The sequence below is a fragment of the Maribellus sp. YY47 genome (assembly GCF_023111095.1).
Lineage (GTDB): Bacteria > Bacteroidota > Bacteroidia > Bacteroidales > Prolixibacteraceae > Draconibacterium.
Map to the genome: position 1 here is coordinate 1 of NZ_JALGYW010000021.1, position 24,721 is coordinate 24,721.

At 43.6% G+C, this 24,721-nt stretch carries 13 protein-coding genes; 11 read left to right on the plus strand and 2 right to left on the minus strand.

The window, feature by feature from the left end:
• Nucleotides 1-957 precede the first annotated feature (957 nt).
• The 3 genes from MR764_RS15880 (at nucleotide 958) to MR764_RS15890 (ending at nucleotide 4,614) form a co-directional block, all read left to right on the plus strand.
• A complete protein-coding gene (locus tag MR764_RS15880; RefSeq protein WP_247980428.1) occupies nucleotides 958-1,518 on the plus strand; it encodes a hypothetical protein in 561 nt (186 codons plus the stop codon).
• Nucleotides 1,519-2,240: 722 nt separating this feature from the next.
• Entirely contained in the window at nucleotides 2,241-3,698 is a 1,458-nt protein-coding gene (locus tag MR764_RS15885) for a sialate O-acetylesterase (protein ID WP_247980429.1), read from the plus strand.
• 97 nt (nucleotides 3,699-3,795) lie between these two features.
• On the plus strand, nucleotides 3,796-4,614 hold the full coding sequence (locus MR764_RS15890) for a metallophosphoesterase (RefSeq protein ID WP_247980430.1): 819 nt from the start codon (nucleotides 3,796-3,798) through the stop codon (nucleotides 4,612-4,614).
• Nucleotides 4,615-4,657: 43 nt separating this feature from the next.
• Here MR764_RS15890 and MR764_RS15895 read toward each other — a convergent pair whose 3' ends face one another.
• On the minus strand, nucleotides 4,658-7,762 hold the full coding sequence (locus MR764_RS15895; protein WP_247980431.1) for a DUF5107 domain-containing protein: 3,105 nt from the start codon (nucleotides 7,760-7,762) through the stop codon (nucleotides 4,658-4,660).
• A gap of 232 nt (nucleotides 7,763-7,994) precedes the next feature.
• Nucleotides 7,995-10,970 carry a PEP/pyruvate-binding domain-containing protein gene (locus MR764_RS15900; RefSeq protein ID WP_247980432.1) on the minus strand — a complete coding sequence of 992 codons (2,976 nt, stop codon included), beginning with the start codon at nucleotides 10,968-10,970 and terminating at the stop codon, nucleotides 7,995-7,997.
• A gap of 289 nt (nucleotides 10,971-11,259) precedes the next feature.
• On the opposite strand from MR764_RS15900, the gene MR764_RS15905 reads away from it, so the two are divergent.
• From MR764_RS15905 to MR764_RS15940, 8 genes are all read left to right on the plus strand, one after another.
• Nucleotides 11,260-12,468 carry an ROK family protein gene (locus tag MR764_RS15905; RefSeq protein WP_247980433.1) on the plus strand — a complete coding sequence of 403 codons (1,209 nt, stop codon included), beginning with the start codon at nucleotides 11,260-11,262 and terminating at the stop codon, nucleotides 12,466-12,468.
• Between the two features lie 365 nt (nucleotides 12,469-12,833).
• Nucleotides 12,834-15,959, plus strand: a complete 3,126-nt coding sequence (locus MR764_RS15910) for a TonB-dependent receptor (RefSeq protein ID WP_247980434.1) — start codon at nucleotides 12,834-12,836, stop codon at nucleotides 15,957-15,959.
• Nucleotides 15,960-15,980: 21 nt separating this feature from the next.
• Nucleotides 15,981-17,600 (plus strand): RagB/SusD family nutrient uptake outer membrane protein, encoded by a 1,620-nt coding sequence (locus MR764_RS15915; protein WP_247980435.1) that lies wholly within the window; start codon nucleotides 15,981-15,983, stop codon nucleotides 17,598-17,600.
• A gap of 80 nt (nucleotides 17,601-17,680) precedes the next feature.
• On the plus strand, nucleotides 17,681-19,345 hold the full coding sequence (locus MR764_RS15920) for a DUF5018 domain-containing protein (RefSeq protein ID WP_247980436.1): 1,665 nt from the start codon (nucleotides 17,681-17,683) through the stop codon (nucleotides 19,343-19,345).
• Nucleotides 19,346-19,408: 63 nt separating this feature from the next.
• Nucleotides 19,409-20,422, plus strand: a complete 1,014-nt coding sequence (locus tag MR764_RS15925) for a phosphodiester glycosidase family protein (RefSeq protein ID WP_247980437.1) — start codon at nucleotides 19,409-19,411, stop codon at nucleotides 20,420-20,422.
• Between the two features lie 13 nt (nucleotides 20,423-20,435).
• Entirely contained in the window at nucleotides 20,436-21,803 is a 1,368-nt protein-coding gene (locus MR764_RS15930) for an alpha amylase family protein (RefSeq protein ID WP_247980438.1), read from the plus strand.
• A 70-nt stretch (nucleotides 21,804-21,873) separates the two neighbouring features.
• A complete protein-coding gene (locus MR764_RS15935; RefSeq protein WP_247980439.1) occupies nucleotides 21,874-23,229 on the plus strand; it encodes an alpha amylase family protein in 1,356 nt (451 codons plus the stop codon).
• Nucleotides 23,230-23,273: 44 nt separating this feature from the next.
• Nucleotides 23,274-24,716: a calcineurin-like phosphoesterase family protein gene (locus MR764_RS15940; RefSeq protein ID WP_247980440.1), complete on the plus strand. Its 1,443-nt coding sequence runs from the start codon at nucleotides 23,274-23,276 to the stop codon at nucleotides 24,714-24,716.
• Nucleotides 24,717-24,721 lie beyond the last annotated feature (5 nt).

A 24,721-nucleotide genomic window follows, 5' to 3' on the forward strand; every position in this document is an offset into this window, starting at 1 on the left:
ATCTCAGTGACAACTTGCAATTTAAAGGACATCGAATAGTCCTTCTGTGTACGCTTAACGTACTGTGAATGATTGATTTCTTTCATAACGCTACTTTTTGTGTAACGCTATTTCAGGACGAGACATTTGTTAGTGAAAAAAAGAGGTGCGGCAATGTCTGCACCTTTTTTTGCCCTGTTACGCAATTCAAAAAAACGAAAATGCTGAATAAAGAAAGCTGCCATTATTTTTATTTTATGCTTTAACCTTGTGCGGGCGCGTCAAAATTCCGTCAATCGGGCCAAATAGCTTCATTGAAAAATTACCAAGGTTAATTTTGACTTGATGCTCAAAATGCCTTTTTCGTGCTTCGTTTTTCTCATCTAAGGAGAAAAATGAAGTGGGGTTTGGGGCAAAGCCCCAATCAGGCAGCAACGCAATATCGTTTCAACGCAACCAGAGAACTACTGGGAAAATTATCGGGGCAGTTAACATACGAAATGGGAATTTCCAGCATAAATTTGCAAAGTGTAGCTTGATTTGACCCTCCGAGCCCCAATGCCACCCCTCCGGGGTATGCGCTTGGGCCTCAGAGAAACTAATTTTGAGCTCAGAGAAACTAATTTGACCCTCCGAGCCTCAAACGAGAGCCTTTTTACCCCGAATTTTAACAATTGAGCCTCAAGATTGAACCTAATTGCTCAAAATTTTAACAATTGAGCCCCGAGCTTGAACCTCCGAGCCCCGGTTTTTAACAAAAAAGGCGAAAATTAGTTTCTCCGAGCCTCAACGTTGGGGCTCCGAGGCCCAAACGCAGCCCTCCGAAGTACCCCTCCCCACTTCGGAAGTACCCCTCCCCACCTCTGAAGTACCCCCTAACCCCTGAAAACTACTCCATAACATATTTTCGGCGGTAACTTTAATCCTATTTATGTTTACTTTTATTCCGCCAGTTACCAAAACTAAATATCTATAGCCTTGAATACGCCATTACACAAAAGAACTACACATGCGGCACCTGATAGTTGTTATAAATGCAATGGTGTATTTACACATACGTTGTGTGCAACTTTGAAAACCGATAAAATAACGTTAAAGCTTACAGAAAACAGGAAACTATATATGAGTGTATTTGAAATAATCGGAGAATTAATTAATCCGGGACAAGTAGGAGAAATTGACTTAAATGACAATGGAAAAAATTATCACAAAAAATTCATCAATATTAGATTTGCAATTTCATTGATAATTTTAGGTCTAATTGAATATCTATTTCTTAATCAACCCAAACATTACAGTGACTTTGGCTACATATTGAGAGTAAATGCCATCATATTTATCTATCTCCTCATTTCATTTAAAATTAGAGTAAGACCAAATTCGGAAAATTTAGGTTGGGTTCCATTTTTAATCGACAATCCTTTTAGAATTTCAGATGACATAAACCGTTTTCTTGTAATAATCAATGTCTTGTTTATGCCAGGGAAATGTGTTTCAACGAGCATAAGTAATTTCTATAAGAATGTAATTAAAAAATAAAATATACGATTGCAGAAAAATAAATAAAAACGTAAAATTGAAATTATGAGTATCATGCCTTTCTTACCTTTTCTGATAGTGATTGTCTATATCGCTATAATATTTGGAATACTTTTTTTGATTTATAAATGGGTTAACAAGTTCATCTCTTTGAGACAAGAACAAAATAATCTATTAAGAGAAATCATTAATAAAATGGATTCAAAATAAAAAGCAGCCCATAATCGAGTAGACGGCCGGTGAGCCAATAGCCCACCGGAGCGCCTCTCACATCATCCGTCGGCTGACGGATACGGGTCTCGTATACGGTTCCGAATACTCGGGATTAAGTCGTAGGAAACAGCGGTGATTTTGGGTTCAGCAATGGCACCGATTACAAATCTGCGCCAGCAAACAATTTTAAGCCCCCTGCAGAGAGCATTGAGAAATCAAAATCCCTTCTCAATACAACAGAAAGTGACTGAGCCAAGCGCAAACGCACAACATTGAAAGATAAAGTACCCGAACAACAGTGCACTATTTTTTCTTATCCTATGCTCAAAAGTCCATCATTTAAAGCTATTTTTAGGACTCGAAAAATCCAATATTCAAAAACACAATGAGAAACGGCGGCCTGGAAAAGCTTCACAAAACTCATTTATATTGCCCGAAAATGAATTTTTATCGGATATAATTGTGCAACAAAAATGATCAACTATTACAAATAAAATAATATCTAAAAAATGAAAAGAGTATCATTAGTTATCCTGGTAACACTCTGTAATCTGCTGTTTCTGCAGTCCATTCAAGCCGAGGTAAAACTTCCGGCAATTGTTTCGTCGAACATGGTTTTGCAACGTAACACCACCGTTGAACTGTGGGGTTGGGCCGATGCCAAAGAAGAAATCACGCTTAAGGCTTCGTGGCTAAAGGACGCCATAAAAATTAAAGCCGACGAAAATGGCGACTGGCGTTGTGAAGTAAAAACAACCAACAGCAAAGAACCGCAAACTATAAAAATCACCAGCAAAGCATCAGACATTTCATTGGAAAATATCCTGTTTGGGGAAGTCTGGTTGTGTTCGGGGCAATCGAACATGCAGCAACCCGTAAAGGGTTACGAAGGGCAACCTACCTTTGGTTCTGTAATGGCCACAGCAAAGTCACGGAATCCGAATTTACGTTTATTCACCGTAGATCGGGTTGGCTCGAAAACACCTTTCAAGGATGTTGAAAAGTACACGACCTGGCAGGAAGCCGGTCCCGAAAATGTATCGGATTTTAGCGCCGTTGCTTATTTCTTTGGACAAGATTTACAAGAAATTTTGGATGTTCCGGTAGGTATGATACACACTTCATGGGGAGGGAGTTCTGTTCAGGCATGGATCAGCAAAGATGTGATAAGCAACTACCAGGAAGTCAACCTGGATGGAGTAGATCTTTCAAAACAAACCAATCAAATTCCTACCGTACTATACAATGCGATGATTCATCCCCTAATTCCGTACACCATCAAAGGTGCATTATGGTACCAGGGAGAATCGAACCGAATGGAGCCAGAGAATTACAAAAAGCTTTTCCCTGCCATGGTAAAAGACTGGCGCACGCGATGGGGAATCGGCGATTTCCCGTTCTATTACGTACAAATTGCGCCCTATATTTACGGGGGAAACAACGCATTCCAGGGCGCAGAGAATTCGGCATTTATCCGCGAAACACAGTTGCAGTGCCTCGATCTGATTCCGAATTCGGGCATGGCTGTGACCATGGATATTGGCGACGACTACTGTATTCATCCGCCCAAAAAGAAAGAAGTGGCCGACAGGTTACTGTTCAACGCACTGAACCAAACCTACGGATTTACTAAAATTGATTATGCAGGGCCGGTTTATAATTCGCAGGAAGTAAAAGATGGTGGATTGGTTTTAAAATTTAAAAACGCTGAAACCGGACTTTTTGCCTATGATGAGCTGGAAGGATTTGAAATTGCTGGAGAAGATAAAGTATTTTACCCGGCAGATGCCAAAATCATCAACCGAAAAGAAGTTCTTGTAAAAAATGAAAAAGTACCCAATCCTGTGGCAGTAAGATATGCCTGGCGCAACTGGGTAGTTGGCACGCTTTACGATGCCAATCTTTTACCCGCTTCGTCGTTCAGAACCGACAACTGGGACGATGCCACACAGGCAGAAGCTGAATAAACCGGGTGTTTTACCAAAACAGATTGTATAAGGAATCCCGGAAATCCGGGATTCCTTATACAATCTACACGACATAAACCAACCATAAAAAAACAATATGATTTCGCAATTCCGCAACTATTTGTTCCTTGCATTATTTGTCTTTGGTATTTCCTGCGCAGAAAAAAAGCAACAAGCCTTTTCGTTTGCCCAGATATGCGATACCCAGCTGGGATTTGGCACCGACGGTTATGAACATGACATGGTAAAATTCCAACAAGCCGTTGAGCAGATCAATGAGCTCAATCCCGATTTTGTGGTCATCTGCGGCGACCTGGTCAATACGGCAAACGACAGTTCTTATTCCGACTTTAAAGCGGTTATGGCCGGATTTCATATGCCTTGTTACCTGGCTCCGGGGAATCACGACATTGGCAATACGCCGAATGACACCACCCTTGCCTACTACCGGAATACGATCGGTAAGGATTATTTTGAATTTGAAAACAAGGGATATTCATTTATCGTGACCAATACCCTGTTATGGAAGGCAGATGTCGAAAACGAATCTGAAAAACACGACAGCTGGTTTAAAGAGACGCTGAAAAACAAAAGCCTTAAAAAACATCCGGTGGTGGTAATCGGGCATTATCCGCTATTTATAAACGCACCGGACGAGAAGGATGAATATTTTAATCTTCCTTTAGTAAAAAGACAGGAATTACTTGACTTGTTTCAACAAAACAATGTGGTTGCTTACCTGTCGGGGCACACTCACCAGCTGACCATCAACCAGTATGAAAACATTCAACTGGTTAGCGGTGAAACCACCAGCAATAACTTCGACAAGCGTCCTTTCGGATTCCGACTTTGGCAGGTTGAGCAGGATACGCTCACTCAGCAGTTTGTGCCGTTACAAGCAGCAGTCGCGAATTAATGCGAAACAGCATCTTCGTGACTTAATAATCCGGATTCGGTTGTTATTCGTTTATTGCATTGAATACTGCCAGAACGAGGCCCACATCGGAGGTTAACAAGCTGCCTCCGCTTGTGGCTTTAATCTGGCTTTGCAAAGCAGCAGCTTTAGTTTCCGAACCAAAAAGCATTTCGTACGCCCACGCCGCAACCGGGTTGTTCGCCTGGGCCGATTTCCACTCTTGCAGTAAACTTCTGGCTTCATCAACATTACCGGCCTGTTTCATGAACAAAGCTGCGAGTAAAGAGCTTACTGAATACTTGTTTTTACTTTTTGAGTAATCGATCACCCGGTTTTTCAGTTCATTCGCTTTTTTAGTGTCCCCCTTTTTCGTCCAGTACAAACTCTCCAGCGCATCTTCAATTCGCTCGTCGGTTTCATACGGTTTTCCAACGCCAAGACTTTCGGGCCATTCACGCGCCATTTGAATTTGCTTGAACGCTTTTGACGATTTTCCGGATTTCAAATTCTGAACTGCAGTCATAAGCGCCGACTGCCGCCAGATCAACCGCCCGGCACGAGCACCTTCGTTCGGTAAGATGGTGGTTTTTCCCAGCAGGTCGAAAGCGCTGCTGTATTGTTCGTTTAGCAACAACTCCTTTGCTTTCTGGTAGGCCAGAACATAATTATTAGGGAATAAAGCAGCACCTTTTTCGGCCCAGCTTAAGGCTTCCTCAAACTGCTGTTTCCCATGAAAATAATTCGACAACTCCAGATAGTTCCGCCAGTTCTGATCATTCAACGTCAGGGCTTTTCGGAGGTCAGCCTCCCCGTCGTACGCCTCATCTCCGCTCATAAAATGATAACGCGTAAGATAAAAACCATCGAAATCGGGTTCGGAGTTGCATGCTTTTAAATACTGTCCGGCGTCCTCTTTATTTCCTTTCGACCAGGTCAGCAGGGCGAGGTAATATTTTGTTTTCCACGACGGCACTTTTTCTTCTGCTCCTTTCAATACTTCGTAGGTTTCGTTTCGCGAAGGATACACCAGGTAAGGCGAACCGGAAAGCGCTTTGTCGAGGTAGGTATTATCGTTGGTAAGAAACGCCAGCCAGTAATTTCCGATGGGGCCCGGTTCAACAGCCTGTAATATTTTTACAGCCTTGTCGTCGCAGCCCAATGCGTGGTAGACAATGGCTTGTTCCAGACAAATCTGCTGCGGCATTTCATAGTTTAACACGGTTGCGAAATCATCCTGTTTTTCAAAACGGGCAAAAGTATTCAACGGATCAAGCGCTAAAATTGCGTCAAGCGCCGATTCCCGCTTTTGAGCCTTTCCCAAATGTTCGTAAGCCAGCGCTTCAATCATCAGTGCATTGATGTTATTCCGATCGTAATCCAAGGCCTGATCTGCATACCTCAAACAGGAATCAAATTCTTTTTGAAGGAAATAGATACCTGCAATTTTTGTGTAAGCCAAGGTTTTAAAAGCCACCGAACGGGCAGCCACACTGTAAGCCTCGAGCGCCTTAAAAAATTTCTGCTGCCGCTGATAAATCAAGCCGAGCAAATAATTGGCTTCCGGATGATACGTATCGACAGAAAGTGCCTTCATCAGGTATTTCTCAGCTTCCTCATCGTTCATTGCACGAAGCCGAAGTCCGCCCATTTTTACCAGCGCATCGGCATAAAAAGGATTTTCTTCGAGTACCCGGGAATAAATTTCTGCAGCACCGGCATAATCTCTCTGGCGTTCTTTTTCCACACCCGAAATAAAAAGTGCATCGGGCTTGTTCCAATCGTATTCAGGGCTCAATTGCCGGGGTTTTTCACTAAGTCTCTCCTTTCTTTCTGAAGTGGAATACGACATCAGGTCTCCAATACGAACTTCCAGGTTCTCATCAGCAATATCAAACGAATCAACAAAAGCCTCGGTAGGTTGCAAATCAACATCTTTACTGACCAATATTTTCCCATCAGAAAGTATCGTAATCTTTTCTTTTACCTCCTGATTGGCACAAAATCCAAGCGTTAGTTTACCGTTCTTCTGCTCTACATTCAGCGAGCCAAAACGATTGGCCTTTACCATTCCGCCAATGTCTTTTACCGGAAACCACAACTCCGTAAATTTGTGTTCCGAGCCCGCATAAAAAAACTGATGTTTATAAGGCGTTAACGTGCTGTTGGGCGAGGCCTGGTTAAACAGGAAGCCGGTTTGTATTTCGGTATATTGCTTGTTCCCCGGGTCGGTTAAAAGATCTTTCCAGATTTCACCTTCACGCGAGAGTGCCCACATCCAGATTTTCTTTCCGGGTTTTTCGTCGTAAGGCGCCCAATGCCCTAGGCCAAATTTCTTATCCCGAAAATAACACAGGAAATAATCGGCATATTCACCCAAAACATGATACGATTTTGGGCCGCCAAAATTATTGTTTGGATATTTCGAAACATCAACCCCATTATTGTTTACCGGCCAGGACCCGGTTTCGCCAACATGCCCGATTTCGGTATCGCCCGGGAAATAATATTCCAAATCGTCGGACACATCAAGCGACGCGGTTGACCAGTTATACAGCGAAGTGTTCAAATCGGAAGGATTGTACCAGATCGCCCTGGTTTCGAAATATGATTTATCGGGTTGGAGGCGAATCTCCACCCTCCACTCAGTGCGCGAGGTAATGTCGGGAGCTCCAACAATACAGCTCACGCTTCCATCGGGATTATTCCGAAGAAGGTAGTTTACCGGAGAAGCCGTGGTTGGCGCATGACCGATTGAGCCAAAATTAAATTCGATGCCTCCCGAAGTCCAGGCGCCCCGCATGGCAATATCCCTGAATTTTACCACCTTGTTGAAGTAAATAAATTCTTCTCCCGAAGCTTTGTCAATGGCGCCCAATACTTTCCCTCCCATTTCAGGAGCGACTAACACTTTTATGTAAGGATTTTCAAGCGTAACAATTTTCCACTCTTGCTCAACCGGAGTATTGGTAAAACCATCGAAACGGTAATACGGGTAAAAATGCGTGATTTTGGCTACCGGATCGGGATCGGAGTACGGGTAAGTTTTAAAGCTTACCATGGCTTCGGAAATGCTTACCTGCTGCGAATACGAGTAAAAAGAAATTGCAAAAGTTAAAAGCAGCATTACAACGGGGTGCAGTTTTTTCATGGTCGAAAATATTATATTGACTTAAGTAAAGATTCTTTTCCTTTCCAAAGCTTCAAGTAGCACTCCTAATGTGCTGACTCGTTCACCATTTTACGTTTCAACTGACATCTCACCCATCCTGTCCTTAACAAGGATTTTAAAAACACCAGAATGTCGGTTTAGGTTAATGAAATCCGCAAAAACTCAAAAAATACCTGATGCCCGCGTCTTTGCACTTCAGCCCCAAATTTCTCTAACAATGAATCAATGCCTTTCTTTCGCGGCCATTCATTAAAATCGTAAGCGGTTTATCAAAATGCACATGTTTTATAAATTCGCTTTGGTGCATTACTTCCTGTTGCTGCAAGGCTTCCATTTTCAGTTTCGATGTTCGCGAGTTATGCGGAACCGAAAAATAACCCACGTTCATCGAGGTTACATTATGGAAGAAATGAGAACCCAGGGAAGCATCAAGCGGAAAATCGGGCAGCCCTATTTCTACAATGATCCTGGCTTTGGAGATGTTGGCCCAAAGCACGGGAATTCCGGTAAAAGGATCGCGTGAGCCCCAGCGCCCCGGCCCGATCAGGATGTATTCCCGTTTTTGTTCTTCAAAATAGGCATTCAGGCGACTGATTTCCTGTGCCATTTGTTTTGTACGCAGCCGGTCGAACTTGTCGGGATCGACATACACCACATCGCGAATATCTTCAATAATCCCGTTTCCCATCCCTCGCTCGGTATACATAAACACCTTGTCTTCGTCCACAGCCCGGATGTCCACCTCCACTTGTTCCTCAATCCGGATCAACGGCTTAATCTGCAAAAGATAAAGCGTAGGCAACCCGTTTTCTGCCGGTTCAATATCGATGGCGTATTCAATTTCCACCGGAGAGCCCATCGCCTCTTTGAACAGCTTCAGCAAAAGTTGCAAGGCATCGGCCAGCGGCAGGTGGTTATATTTCAGAATATTTGCAAAATCGATCACTTTGGGTCCGGGGCCCTGAACTCCCGGGATCAGGTCGTCGTTTTCGATCAGATAAGTAGACGCGGAATGCTCCAGCGTCCCGTCCTGCTCGGCTTCCTTGATCCGGTACTTTTTAATCGCGGCGCCTTCTCCGTCAGCAATCATATTAATTTGCTGCTGGGTTAAATCGATCGCATAAAATTCCTTTTGCGTATCACGCAGCTGGTCTTTTAAAGCCGAAGCATTTAACTGCGGGTATTTCGGGCAAAAGCGAAACGAATTTTCGCCACCTACCACATACATTCCCAACCCCACGGCAGCCACCGAAAATCCGTCATCAGGCTCCATATAGGAAATGGGGTAGTAATTGTACGACTGTGCAACTCCCGAAAGCGTGGGATAGAACTTGCCGTTATACTCGTGCCCCACTACTTCCTGAATCACAACGGCCATTTTTTCTTCCTCAATTTTATAGCTTACAGCATCGAAATACGCCTGCGCCGAGTCGGTAAAAATACTCGAATAAACCAGCTTGATAGCCGTTTCGAGCTGCTGGTAGCGGACATTCAAATCTTCGTGGTTGTTCGGAATCAGATAAGTGGCATAAACTCCGGAGAAAGGTTGCAACAACGAATCTTCAAACAAACCGGAAGATCGCACGGCCAGCGGGCGTTTTACCTCTTTCAGGTAATCCATCAGCCGGTTTCTGATCCGCTCGTCGAACTCCGAATCGATAAAATGCTGGCGAATCGCCTCGTAATCGTTCAGCGAATAAATATCGTCGTAGAGGTTATTCATTTCCACAAACTTATCGAACTGCAATGCGCCAATTACTGCAGTCGATGGAATCCGGATGTTCAGTCCCGGAATCAGTTTCTGAAAGTCGATATTCTCAATAAAATTACAAATGAAAGCAATACCTCTTCCCTTCCCGCCCAGCGAACCTTTGGCCATCCTTACAATAAAGTGGCTGGAGTTCACAAATTCGGGATCAAAATTAACGATGGTTCCGCGCAGGCGTTCGAAGCGTACCATTTTAAACACATCGAGGCAAAACTGCCGCAGTTCTTCCGGAGTGGGAAAATCGGTCATCTGCACCGGGCGTAACTGCTCGGCCATATTGATTTCGCCACGCGCCATCAGCCAGGTTGAAAATGAATTACGACTACCATGATATTGCAATGCTCCGGCCGGTACGTCTCTTAACCTCTCCTGAAACTCGGTGAGGTTACGCGCTTCGGTGATGGGAAGACCATTCAGATCTTTAAAAACAAAGTCGCCAAAACCCAGTCGGCGGTACAAAAAATTCAGAATGTCCATGGAAAGACTTTCCGAGTTCTTGTTGATGAAATCGGCACCTACCTCGCGGGCCCGTTGAGCATTCGAAATATCGTGCGACTGCAACAACAAGGGCATTGGATACCGGAAAGTGTTATTGGCATATTTTAGCAATTCAATTCCGGCATCTTCGTTTTCAACACCGTCCTTCTCGAATTTTACGTCCGAAATCACACACAAAATGTAACGACGGTAACTGTTGATGAATTTCACAGCCTCCTCGTAGTTATCTACCAAAATAACTTTTGGGCGCGCCCGCATCCGTAAAATCTTATGCAGCTCATCCTTGGCATCATCTTTCATCAGCGCCTGCGTTTGAGTCATCACCGTGGCATACAACATTGGCAGGTAACGCGAGTAATATTGAATACTGTCTTCCACGAGCAAAATCACCCTTACGTTCCCGTTTTGTGTATCGCGTGCCACATTTTTAATGTCTTCAATGTATTTGATCATGGCCATGAAAACATTGGAGTTTCCATTCCACACAAAAATGCGGTCGACAAAATCGATCCGGCGCCTTTCCTTTTGAAAATAGCGTAAATCGGCATTATTATTTACCAGCAACAGCAGAGGAACCAATGGGCGAATATTCCGAATGGCCCGTGCAGTGGCTACCGGCGAATCCTTGTCGACACCTGCCATAACAATAATTAGGTCAAAATCGAGGTGCTCCAGAGTCAGCAATGCATCATCCATGGTATGCACACTGGTGAAACGTGGTGCTGCGTACAAATTCAGCTGAAGATATTCGCCAAAGATCTTATCACTAAATTGCCCTTCACGTACAATCGAATACGAATCGTATAAAGTGGCGACCAACAACACTTCTTTCACCTTGGTTGGCATCAGTTCCTGAAATATATCACGGTCGGTTTTCCGTTTCTTGTAAATTTTGGCCAATGAAATGCTGTCGATATCCATAGTGTAAAATAAAATCTGAAATTAGGTAAAATTTAGATTCCGGCTTAACGGATAAAGTAAAATCCTCGGCGTAAAGCAGCAATAAAAAGTTCCCTCCATCATAACTCTAGCCAAATAAGCAGTCTGAACTGCCAGCACTGCGAATGTAATCGTCATTTTCCCCAACAGGCCTCGTTAAACACAGTCGATAATTCACCCATTAAATCAAAATATTGATTTTTAACTTTGTATTTAATAATTTTATTTATAAACTTGCCGAGGTCAAATAAAATTAAATAGCAATTATACCGTGGACTTGTTTTCAAGAAATATAGACGACATCAACAACGAAAACCGTCAACTGGCGCAAAAGCGTAAAATCGTAGCCTTGCTGAACAGGTCTGAAAAAGAGCTTACGATTCCGGGAATATGCAAAAAAGTGAGACTAAGTGTGCCGACCGGAACCAAGCTCATCAACGAACTCATCAACCATAAAATCATTATTGAGTCGGGGAAAAAGGAAACGGATAATGGTCGTCGGCCGGTACTTTACAAAGTGGACCCGGAATATGCTTATTCCATCGGATTAGTAATTCTCCTGAAAGGTGTATCTCTTGCGATATACAACCTGGAAATGGAGGAAATCTATTCTATCAGCGACGAAAATTTCGTTTTGGAAAACTCAATCGATTGTCTCGAATATGTGGTTGGGTTTATTCAAAATGCGGTTGATCAATCCAAAATTGAACAAAAGAGAATCTTAGGCATGGGGATAGGAATTACCGGACGGGTAAACGCTCGTACAGGTTATTCATACAACTATTTCAATTTTCTTGACGGCTCATTGGTCGATTTCTTCTCTCAGAAGTTTGCTTTCCCCGTATATGTGGATAATGACACACATGTTTTAGGTTTGGCTGAACAACATTTTGGAAAAGCACGCAATTTTCAAAACGTATTTATCCTCAACCTCAGCAGGGGAATGGGGTTGGCCATTATTGCGAATGGAGAAATCATTGGTGGCGAACAGGGGTTTGCCGGAGAATTCGGACACATTCAATTGGGCGACTCCAACCGGCTTTGTCTCTGCGGCAAAAGAGGTTGCCTCGGAACAGAAGTGGGCGGACATGCACTGGAACAGGATTTTCAGGAGCACATTGAAAAAGGGGAAACTTCACTATTGCTGACACAAAAAGAATTAACTGAGATAAAATATCAGGATATACTTAAGGCCGCATCGGAAGGCGATGCCTTATCCATTTCGTTAACCCACAACATAGGCTTTAAACTGGGGAAGGCACTGGGAAATATGATCAATCTACTGAATCCCGGTCTGATTATTATTGGCGGAGGATTCACACTGGCTCAGGATATCCTGGCTGATTCCATCAAATCGGGGATGACCCATACCACCCTCTCTCTTCCGCTTCGGAATTGTGAACTAGTGTTTTCATCAACCGAAGATGCAACCATTAAAGGAGCTGGGGCCATCGTTCTCAATCAATTACAATTAATATAATTTAAACATGAAACAATAACCTAATAAAAAAATGCATTATGAAATAACAATGAACTATTTAACAAAAAAAGCCTGCCACAAAGCTTAGCACGCGACAGGACAGGCTTCTAAAGTAAATTTAAGCAAGCCTAATTTACTTTTTTTCTAAGTTATATTTAGAAAATATTTTCGACTTAATCAGAAAATCGGAAATAAAACTCTCTACCTACATTCTATAGCAAAAATAAATGATTGCCTCATTTTTTGATTTGAGCATTTGCAGCCATTTACATAGAATGCAATTAATTGAGAAATATAAAAATATTTCTAAAAAATTACACTAAAAGATCAAAGATCATTTTAAGATTTAATCAATGCGAATTGATATGATGAAAAAAAGAATTTATCAATATGGATTTCTGCTCGTTCTCGCGTTGTGCTCGTTTGCACAGGAAGCATTTGCACAAATGCTTGTTAAAGGGAATGTATCAGCAGCAAACGGGGAACCACTGATTGGAGCCTCAGTAACCATAAAAGGAAAAATGACTGGAACTGTTACCGACACCAACGGTGACTATTCGGTTTCTGTTGAAAATAGTGATGCCATTCTTGTATTCTCCTTTATCGGTTACAAAACCCAGGAGACACAAGTAGGAAGCCGGCAAAAAATAAATGTACAACTCGAAGAATCAACAGAAGGTTTGGATGAAATTGTGGTTGTAGGATATGGCACCCAACGCAAAACCAGTGTAACTGGTGCCGTTTCAACAATTTCGGAAACAGAACTGGCCAAGGCCCCTATAGTTGGCGTGACAAACGTACTGGGTGCCAGAGTCGCAGGTATTACCTCGTTGCAGCAATCAGGACAACCGGGACAAGACGGTGCTTCACTGCTTGTAAGAGGTGAGGGTGCGACCTATATTGTAGATGGCGTAATCAGAAGCATCAATGAAATCGATCCAAACGAAATTGAATCGATCTCAATTCTCAAGGATGCCACCTCCGCTTCAGTTTATGGATTAAATGCCACATCAGTTGTTATCGTCACTACTAAAAGAGGTAAAGACGGGAAGTTAGGCATTTCATACAACGGCAATTACGGCATAAGCCAAAATACCAATCAAATTGAATGGCTTGATGGTCCGGGATATGCCTACTGGTACAACATGGCCCGGGAGCTGGATGGAGACAAGCCTTTATTTACTTCAGAACAGGTGGAAAAGATGAAAGCTGGAGTAGATGGCTGGGGTAACACCAACTGGTACGATGAAGTTTTTGGAATTGGATCAACGACGAATCACAACATTAGCGCAACAGGCGGAACCGACAAAGTGAAATTTTTCTCGTCTTTGGGTACCTTTCAACAAAAGGGGAACGTTGATAACTTCAACTATACCCGTTACAACATGAGGGCCAATATTGATGCGAAACTCACAGATCAACTCACCATGGTGATGAACGTCGCAGGACGTCTCGACGAACATGACCGCCCCAATTACTCAGCAAACCCTGGCGACTGGCACAATATCCCGCAACAGGCTGTTCGTGCATTACCCTATATTCCCAAAACGATTACAGCCGATGATGGAAAAGAGTATTATACTTCCACACGTACCGCCTCATCTCCTGTAAGTCCGTTGGCAGCAATTTATGAATCAGGTTACGCACGAACCAGAAACACCACCATCCAAACCAATTTCTCGCTCAATTACGATGCACCCTGGATGAAAGGATTAAGTCTGAAGTTTATGGGAGCCTATGATAAATTTTTCCAGTTCAACAAATCACTGACCGTACCATTCAAGACAATGATGGCAGTGCTGCCGGGAACTACCACAGAGGAGATCAGCTATGGGCCTTTCGAGAACAATTCGGGAAATACATCTCTGACTGAAAGTGCATACAACTCAACAAATGTAGTTACACAGTCAAGCGTTACATATGATCGTCAGTTCGGTATACACAAGATCAACTTTTTCGGACTTGCAGAAACCCGCAATGCCTTCTCAAACAGTTTGGGAGCTACAGGCTATGGGCTTAACTTCCTAAGTCTGGATGAACTGAGTATGATCACAAACACCACAGGAAACGGTGAGGAGAAAATACCGTCTATTTCGGGAGGAAGCAGTCAGTCGAGAGTGATTGGCTTTGTTGGAAGGTTGAATTATGATTATGACAACCGCTATCTGCTTGAAGTTTCTATGCGCCGCGACGGCAGTTACCTTTTTAACGGAATGTCCGGGTCTCAATGGGTCAATTTACCTGCTGTCTCTTTAGGCTGGAGACTAAACAACGAGGAATGGTTTCAATCTGCCTGGGTAGATAACCTCAAATTAAGAGGCGGAATCGGAAAGACCGCTACATCTGCCGTTAGTGCTTTCCAGTACCTTAATTTAATGAACATTGAGTCGAATGCACTGATTTTGGGCAACCAGCGCCAGAGTATGATTTATTCGGGGACATTGGGAAATCCGAACCTTTCCTGGGCGAAAGCCATTACCTATAACGTGGGTGTAGAACTTATGGCCTGGAAAGGACTACTTGGTGTGGAAATGGATGTATTCTATAAATACCAATACGACTTGCTGGCCAGTGTGGGAGGAGCTTATCCTCCGTCAATGGGCGGATACTATTTCAGCACAGACAATGTCAACAAGATTGACTACAAGGGCTTTGACTTTACCGTTACGCACAATAATAAAATTGGAGATTTCAACTATGGCGTAAAATGGATTGGAACCCTGGCCAAACGCAGATGGCTCTACTATGCCGGCGATTCGGAGAACACTCCTGATTACCTCAAATTGACGGGCAAGGAAGTAGGCGCACAGCTCGGGTTCATTGCTGAAGGTTTATTCCAGACACAGGAAGAAATCGATAATTCTGCTACAATTACGGGATCGCCAGTACTGCCTGGGTATATCAAATATAAAGACCGCAATGGTGACGGCAAAATCTCTTATGCACAGGATATGGGATATGTAGGAAAAAGCCCCTACGCAAAATTCCAAACGTCTCTCAACCTCAACGGAAGTTGGAAAGGGTTCGACTTTGATATCCTGCTGCAATCAGGATTGGGGCGTACAGTTGCATTGACTGGGGTTTATCCTTCAGGTGTAATGGATAACACTGTCTTTACCAGAATGTTCTATCATGGGGGTAACACTCCGGAATTTGTACCTGAAAATTCATGGACACCGGACAATCAGAATGCGGAATTCCCTCGTTTGTCTCTGGTAACGGTAAGCACCAACAATGCCTACTCTTCAACCTTCTGGTACAGAAACGGAAACTATCTCCGTGTAAAATCGTTCCAGATCGGGTACACAATCCCCGCCTCTGTTATCAACAAATCAGGCTTCGACAGGATTAGAATCTTTATGGAGGGATCAAACCTGCTTACATTCAGCGGACTTACAAAATACAATATCGACCCTGAACAGCCAGGGGTTAACAACGGATATTATCCGCAGCAGAAAACCCTTTCATTAGGACTTAGCTTCTCATTATAATCATTTTAAATTGACTGAAAAATGAAAAAAATATTTAGGACACTATTCTATGCTACCACTGCTGTGTTGTTGCTCAGCAGTTGTTCAGACTGGCTGGACCTGACTCCTACGGACAAACTGACCGACAAAGTGATTTGGGAGGATGAGTCGAGTGTTGATCTCTATGTCAATGGCTTTTATACTTACCTGAACCAGTATAGTCAGTTTGGATCGGCTCAGGCTAGCGGTAACCTGACGGAAAGTTTTGCCAATACCTTTAAATATGGGTCTTATGCGGCCGGTCACAAAGCTGGCCATCCCAATAATTATGTTTTTGACCCTACGCTGATTACTTCTTCAACCGGAGGCTTCTACAGCGTTTGGACCGATGCTTACAATAAGATCCGCAGGATGAATGAGTTTCTCCATTCTATGGAACAGTATGGCCAGTTTCCGGAAGAGGTGACGAAGAAATGGGAAGCACAGGTACATTTCTTCCGTGCTTTTATCTATTTTCAGCTGGCAAGAAGACATGACGGCGTCATTCTTTACACCTCACTGGCAGAAATGGAAAAAGACAAAGCCCGCAGTTCGAATGAGGACACCTGGGATCTGATTGAAAGTGATCTGGACTTTGCTATAGCCAACCTGCCTGAATCGTGGCCGGGGCAGGATCAGGGAAGATTGACCAAATATGCTGCTCTTGCGTTTAAATCGAGAGCTATGCTTTTTGCTGAGCGTTGGCAGTCGGCTTATAATGCCGCTGACTCTGTTGTGATCTCAAACAAATTTAATCTGGTAGACGACTACGCCCAGTCGTGGAAAGGCAGCAACAGTGAAGCCATTCTCGAGTTTAAGTACGATAAGATAGGACCATACCACACTTTCGACAAAGATTACGTGCCGTTAAGCGATGGCTATGAATTCGGCGGGCTGGGAACACCTACCCAGGAGATGGTAGAAAGCTACGAGAAGGCCGACGGGACAAAGATGGACTGGACACCTTACCATACCGCCAATGCAACCCGCCCTCCCTACGAAGAGTTGGAACCTCGCTTTAAGGCAACGGTTATTTATCCGGGAAGTGTTTGGAAAGGCAATGTGATGCAGAATTCAGTAAATGGTACCTATGGAACGTTCATGGCCTACCGGGAACAACCATACAGCTATGGGCTCACCACTACCGGCTATTTTCTGCGAAAACTCATGGATGAATCGCTTATCGACATCAAAGGGAAACCCAGCACCCAAACATGGGTAGAAATCAGGTATGCAGAGGTGCTTCTCAATAAAGCTGAAGCTGCATTCAGACTCAACAAGATGAGCGAAGCAAGGGCTGCAATGAACGAAGTACGTGAAAGAGTAGGCCTTCCGGATAAAAATTCTTCCGGCAACGAATGGTTTTCCGACTACAGAAACGAAAGAAACGTGGAACTGGCCTACGAAGGTCATCTATTCTGGGACATGAGACGATGGAAACTGGCTCACATTGAATACAACAACTATCGTTGCCACGGATTTAAGATCACCGGCGACAACTATGAATACATTGATGTGGACTACCAGGACAGAAAGTTCTCTGCTAAGAATTATATTTTACCGATACCTGACGCCGAACTGGCAAACAATTCATTGATTGAACAGTACGACAGCTGGAAATAACCGGTAAACGTATGAAACGAGCATGAGAGCATGATTTATGCGAGTCTTATACGATATCATTGAAATAAAAAATATTACGAATGAAACGAAATATAAATTCAATCCTTGTGATCCTTTGTTCAGCTATGCTGATTTTAGCCGGATGCCAACAGGTAGAGGACCTTACTCCATCGGTATCACGACAAGGAATCAATAGTATAACCGCATCGTTTTACGGCGATGAGAGCTCGGAAAACCGTTTTACGAGCGAAATTGACTACGAGAACAAAATCATCACCATTGTATTTCCTTACAACTATCCCCGCACCTCTGACCACGTGCTTACAATGGAAGCACTGAGCCAGGTAAGGGTAGAAGCAAATGTCGATGATAATGTGACGATATCTCCTTCACTGCTTTACCTCGATTTGACAAAAGAAAACTTCATTACAGTCATAGATCAGACAAAGACAAAAAATACCTATAAGATCGTGGCTGAGATTCGGAAAAGTGCCGAAGCGAAAATTACTGACTTCAGCATTAGTACACTAGGCATTTCCGGAATAATCGATGAAGAGGCCAAAACAATTTCGCTTATCTCGATTGATGCAATCGGAGAAGCAATAGCGGAAGCAAGCATTTCTCACGGCGCCACCATCAGTCCCGACCCAAGAGTGACAGCCCTAAATTACGAACAGGAAGTTACCTTGACTGTAACCGCTCAAAACGGAGTGGACAAAGCAATCTACACCGTCCAAAAAGATGTGCCCAATAAGGTTGAACTGGGTCTACGTAACGGAAGTGCGAAGATTCTTTGGTCAAAGAAGATCCAGTCTGATCTTGGAATCAGCACCTTACATCTGACTACCAGCCTTGCGGTTACGAAAGATTATGTGGTTGTGAACACAAGAAATGAGGCCGGACTTTATCTGGACCGCAAAACAGGCGCAACGGTAGGCACAATGCCAAACATGGGATCAATTGTAGGAGGTCTTACGAATTTCTTTGCAACAGCCGATGATGTAGACAACATCCTGATAAGCAACCTTTCGCCTAATGCCGGCAGTTACAAAGTTTGGAGAATCAGGGGAGTCAATGGTACACCTGAAGTCTATATTGATTGGACGAGTAGCCCTGCTATCGGGCGCAAACTCTCTGTTAAGGGAAGTCTTGAGGGAGACGCGATCATTACTGCAGCACTGATGGGTGATGCAAAAAGTTTTGCCCGCTGGCAGGTAAAAGACGGTGTACTGCTCTCACAAACACCGGAAATTGTCGCAATAACTGGAATTGACGGTGCATGGTGGAACAATGCCGATGTGGTTGCAACCGATCCTTCCGATCCTACAGGCGACTATTTCGTTTCCTATTATGCGCTTCCCCGAAAATTTGCTTGGGTTAACGGAAAAACCAACACCGTTAAGGCATTCGGACCGGAGATCAGCGGCAACTGGATTCAAAATGCAACTGACTATACTGTCTTTAACGGCAATCCATATGCCGTGAATATGTCAATCAACTCCTTCACCTGGGGCAGTGACGATAAAGTTTATCTGCACGATGCCAACGCTGTGACCACCTTCACTGAACCGGTATGGACGACGCCCATCGGCACTTATGGAGGCAAGGACAACGGCGGAACCAACGCAAATGGTACGGGTGATGCAATTCTGAAGGTTTCCAGTGACGGATACTACATGTACCTGTACTTCATGTTCACCAACGGATGTGTTGTCTGTGTACAATACGACTGTATTGATATTTAAACAGCATTTTAACCAATTGGCAACGCTGCTATCAGCGTTGCCAATTTTTCCTTCATCAAAAAGATGCAGCTAAAAACAAGCCGTATAGCTCTCCTGCTGATAATGGGTGTCATCTACATGTTCGCGATGGCATCATGCGGAAGCGAAACAAAAGAATACAACTGGGAATGGGAGAATCCCACTAAAAATGAAGGTTCTGCTGATTCCTTGATCATTAAAAATGGCTGGACATTACAAACAAGTTTTGGTAATCTACCAGAATACATTCGGGTGTACAAATCGGCAAATGTGCTTCAAAACAAAATGGCTGTTGCCTATATAGCCGTTGCCGATATCGATAAAACAAACTTTAAAGTACTGGGTAATGCTACAGGTTACCACACTCCCAATGACTTTTATGATGCAGGAAAAGAGACGGTCATCTTAAACGGAGGATATTTCTGGGACGGAGCTTCGGTCAGCTTGTTGTGTAAAGAGGGAGAAACCTTGTGTCCCAACAGTCCCTATGTTTGGCGCCAAAACGGAGAACTTGTTTACTATCCGACCAAGGGTGCGTTTGCTGAAATGAAAAACGGGAAATTTCAAGTTGATTGGGTGTATAACGTAAATGGCAGTTCCTATGCATACCCCGCTCCGGCCCATAATAGTTCAGGATCAGCACCTCTCCCCCAACCTTCTGCAACATTCCCGGAAGGAGGAATTCTGTGGAATGCCCAAAACGGAATTGGCGGAGGCCCTGTATTGATCAAAGACAGTACGGTGGTGAATACCTATGAGGAGGAACTGTTTGACGCCAACAGTGGCGTTGGCCCTACCATCAACAATCCAAGATCTGCCATAGCAGTCACCGGAACAGGACAATTGATATTTTTTGTTTGTGAAGGGCGCAACATGACCGAAGGCGTAAAAGGCCTGACTCTCGAAGACCTTGCAAATACTTTACTGAAGATTGGATGCACACAAGCCTTAAACCTTGATGGAGGAGGCTCCAGCTGCATGCTTATAAATGGAGAAGAAACGATTAAGCCAAGCGATGGAAAACAACGTTCAGTTGTAACAGCAGTGGCTCTTAACTAAAGCGATGTAAAGAATGAAACAAATGCAATCTTTTATTTTCTGGTCACTAATGGCATTTATGGTATTTAGCGTGACCTCATGTGGAGGAGATGATTCTGAAACTCCGGAATGGAAATGGGATGATGGTGTTCCAAATGCAGACAAACCCAGATTTATCTGGATTGATGCTGCTGCCAACTTCCCTGACTTTGCCAACAGCAAAGAAAACATCCTTAGGGATCTGACTTTGGCCAAGGATGCAGGATTCACAGGAGTTGTGGTAGACGTAAGACCAACAACCGGCGATGTTCTCTTCCAAACCAATGTAGAGAATCAGGTTTCATGGCTGGGAGCGTGGTTACCCGGAGGCTACACAAAAATTGAACGTACCGTTACCTGGGATTATTTGCAGGCATTTATCGATGCCGGGCATAGTCTTGGCCTTGAGGTATACGCCGGAGTAAATACTTTTTCCGGAGGAAATATAACTTCGATCGGATCGGAAGGAATGTTATTTCGCAATTCCGCCAGAAAAGAATGGGCAACTTCATTGTTAACTGGAAACGGAATTGTAAATACACTTGATCAAAATACTTCGGGAGCTAAATTTTTCAATCCGGTAAACGAGGACGTACAAAATTACCTGTGCGATATGCTGGCCGATCTTGCTTCATACGAAAATCTTGACGGGATTATTCTCGACAGAGGACGCTTTGACGGAATTGACAGTGATTTTTCAAATTACACCAGAACAAAGTTTGAAAACTATCTGGGACATCCTGTCACCAATTTTCCTGATGATGTGATGACTCCCGGAACAGCTGTTGGAAGTTTACCAAATCCCCAACCCATCTATCTGAAAAAATGGCTGGAATTCAGAGCTAAGGTCATTCACGACTTTATGGAGAAAGCCAGAAACAAAGTTAAGGCGGTTAACCCTGAAATCCAGTTTGGAGTTTACGTTGGGGGCTGGTACGGTAGCTATTACGGTGTTGGCGTTAACTGGGCAAGCCCCAGATACAACGTTTCTTCGAGCTATTCGCTATGGGCTACCTCAGAATACAAAAACTACGGTTATGCTGATCAAATGGATATCATAATAATTGGAGCGTATGCTGCTCCAACACGAATTCTTGGCTCAACGGAATGGACCGTACAGGGATTCTGTTCACTGGCAGCTGATAAGATCAAGGGCGATGCCCTTGTAATCGGAGGACCCGATGTAGGAAATGGAGACTGGGCGACTTCAAGTAACGACATCACCGGCCAGGCAATTATCCAATCTGTTGACGCTGCGATGAGTGCCTGCGATGGCTATTTTCTTTTTGACATGATCCATCTGAAACAAAAAAGCCAATGGGATTATGTAAAAGATGGAATTGATGCGGCCATTTCAGAATAAAAAAGAAAGAAACATATACCTGTGATTGAGAGAAATATTAAAAATCAACATTAAAAGAAAAATAAATCCAATGAAGAATTCAATAATATTTGTGCTGTTAACTACCATGGTCTTATTCTCTGCCTGTTCACAAAAAGCAGAAGAGAAGAAAACACTTCCGGCAATTGATAAACCATCCTTAATGTGGTTCGATGCTGAAGCCAATTTTGAACGTTTCAGTTATCCCGATTCAATTGATTTCTATCTTGAAAAAATAAAAAGCATTGGATTTACGGATGCTGTGGTTGACATCCGCCCAATCACCGGAGAGGTATTGTACAAAAGCGACTATGCTCCTCAAATGACAGAATGGGACGGTTTTGAACGTCCCGATTTTGACTACCTGGGGTATTTTATCAAAAAAGCGCACGAGCTGGGAATCCGGGTACAAGTATCGATGAATACCTTTGTTGGCGGACATAATTTCTTTGACCGCGGCCAGGTTTACACAGACCACCCGGAATGGGCAAGCATGGTTTATACTCCCACTGAAGGAATTGTTTCCATCATGACACAAAAGAAAAAATATTCGGCCATGATTAATCCGATCAATCCCGACTTTCAGAAACATATCCTGAATGTTTTCAGGGAAGTGGTTACCAAATACCCTGAACTGGATGGTATTATTCTCGACCGCGTACGATACGACGGAATTATGGCTGACTTTTCGGATTACACAAGACAAAAATTTGAAGAACATCTGGGAGAAAAAATCCAAAATTTCCCGGCAGATATTTACGAATGGAAAACCGATGAGAACGGCAAAAGTGATTATGTACCCGGTAAATATTTCAAAAAATGGCTGGAATGGCGCGCAATGAATATCTACAACTTCATGTCGCTGGCCGCACAAACCGTTAAAGAGGTAAACCCGAATATCTCCTTTGGTACTTATACCGGAGCCTGGTATCCCTCCTATTTTGAAGTGGGTGTTAACTGGGCCAGCAACCAATACGATGTAGCGAAAGATTTCGATTGGGCAACACCGGAATATAAAAACTACGGTTATGCCGAAGTACTCGACCTTTTTACTGTAGGAAACTACTACACCAATATCACGATGGATGAATACCTGGTAAATAATAACCTCGTAAAAAATGAAACCGATAGCAAAGCTGCCAGTGGAACCTGGTATTGTGTGGAAGGTTCCTGCGAAAAGATTAAAGGAATCCTGAACGGTCACCCGTTTTACGGAGGTATTCTGGTGGATCAGTTTTATGACAACCCCGCGCAACTATCGCGTTCTATCGCCATGAATTTCCAGGCTTCCGACGGTTTGATGGTGTTCGACATCGTTCACATCATTCGCAAAAACATGTGGAAAGAAGTAGAAGAGGGTTTCAAAATGGCCGCTGATCCAGACTATTTCAAAAAAGAAAAAGAATAAGCGTATACGATCCGGACAAATAAAAACTGGCGAAACAAATCGACATGAAGAAAAATATTTTCCTGATATTTCTGTTAGCCGTGGCACTGTATGCCTCCGCACTGGAAAAACCTGAATATTCCCGCACTATAAAAGGGAGCGTGCAATGCAACGGAAAAGCAGTGGCAGGCGTTCCGGTTACCGATGGTTACTCCATGGTGCTTACTGATAAAAACGGAAAATATTCACTTCCGCTTGCTTCGGCAAGCCGCTTTGTTTATTTATCGTCTCCTTCGGGATATACCGTTGAGACAGAAAACTCTACTCCTCAGTTTTTCCAGCCTGTGCCAGCAGGAAAACAACGGAAAAACACGGTCGATTTTCAACTGAAAAAGGCGCCTGCCGACGATACCAATCATGCCTTTGTGGTGTGGGCCGATCCGCAGGTGAAAACAATTAAAGAGTTGCAACAGGCAAAGGAAGTTGCCAACGACTTAAAAGAGTTGACAGCAAGACAAGGTAATTATAATTTTCATGGGTTGGGTTGCGGCGACATTGTTGGCGACAACCCGGCCCTTTACGACAGCATTAAAAACATGTTGGCCGGCACTGAAATTCCATTTTACCAATCCATCGGAAATCACGACCTGCATTACAATATGCGTTCCGACGATGCTTCAAGCAGCGTGTATCAGGATAATTTTGGTCCCGACTATTATTCATTCAACCGCGGCGACATTCACTATGTGGTGCTAAACGATGTATTTTACATCGGCAGGGATTATTTTTATATCGGGTACATTCCTGAAACCCAACTGGCCTGGCTCGAAAAAGATCTTTCGTTTGTCGATAGCACAAAAACAATTGTAGTGGCGCTGCACATTCCTACGGCATTGAATGACGATGACCTGAAACAATTCTCTTATTCATACATTTCCAAGTCGGTCGCCAACAAATCCGCTTTGTATAAAATTCTAGCTCCATACACCGCTCATATTATTTCGGGGCATATGCATGCATCCAACAATATTGTTATCTCACCCAAACTTTTTGAACACAACATTTCGTCGGTTTGCGGAGCATGGTGGCAGGGCCCCTATGCCGAAGACGGGACTCCAAAAGGTTATGCTGTTTTTGAGGCCAACGGAACAGAACTTACCTGGTACTATAAAAGTTCAGGGCATGACAAGGACTTTCAGTTTACCGCTTGTCCGGTGGGGAAAAATCCGGAGCAGCCCGAATATTTCACAGTAAACGTGTGGAACTGGGACCCGCTATGGAAAGTTTGCTGGTACGAAAACGGCGTAAAAGTGGGCGAAATGGAACAATACGAAGGAAGAGATCCGGCAACAACAGCGGCCTATGCCGACAAAGAAAAACTGGATTACAAATGGCTGACTTCGGCTGTTACCACTCACTTGTTTAAAGCAAAACCGCGCAATGCGTCGGCAAAAATAACCATCGAGGTAACCGACCGCTTCGGCAACTCATTCAAAAAAGACTTATAAAAAGG

What these genes read in the sequence shown, in the direction of transcription:
- MR764_RS15885 (WP_247980429.1), top strand. Translation starts at nt 2,241, where the DNA reads ATGAAAAGAGTATCATTAGTTATCCTGGTAACACTCTGTAATCTGCTG.
- MR764_RS15890 (WP_247980430.1), top strand. Translation starts at nt 3,796, where the DNA reads ATGATTTCGCAATTCCGCAACTATTTGTTCCTTGCATTATTTGTCTTT.
- MR764_RS15895 (WP_247980431.1), bottom strand. Translation starts at nt 7,762, where the DNA reads ATGAAAAAACTGCACCCCGTTGTAATGCTGCTTTTAACTTTTGCAATT.
- MR764_RS15900 (WP_247980432.1), bottom strand. Translation starts at nt 10,970, where the DNA reads ATGGATATCGACAGCATTTCATTGGCCAAAATTTACAAGAAACGGAAA.
- MR764_RS15910 (WP_247980434.1), top strand. Translation starts at nt 12,834, where the DNA reads ATGATGAAAAAAAGAATTTATCAATATGGATTTCTGCTCGTTCTCGCG.
- MR764_RS15915 (WP_247980435.1), top strand. Translation starts at nt 15,981, where the DNA reads ATGAAAAAAATATTTAGGACACTATTCTATGCTACCACTGCTGTGTTG.
- MR764_RS15920 (WP_247980436.1), top strand. Translation starts at nt 17,681, where the DNA reads ATGAAACGAAATATAAATTCAATCCTTGTGATCCTTTGTTCAGCTATG.
- MR764_RS15925 (WP_247980437.1), top strand. Translation starts at nt 19,409, where the DNA reads ATGCAGCTAAAAACAAGCCGTATAGCTCTCCTGCTGATAATGGGTGTC.
- MR764_RS15930 (WP_247980438.1), top strand. Translation starts at nt 20,436, where the DNA reads ATGAAACAAATGCAATCTTTTATTTTCTGGTCACTAATGGCATTTATG.
- MR764_RS15935 (WP_247980439.1), top strand. Translation starts at nt 21,874, where the DNA reads ATGAAGAATTCAATAATATTTGTGCTGTTAACTACCATGGTCTTATTC.
- MR764_RS15940 (WP_247980440.1), top strand. Translation starts at nt 23,274, where the DNA reads ATGAAGAAAAATATTTTCCTGATATTTCTGTTAGCCGTGGCACTGTAT.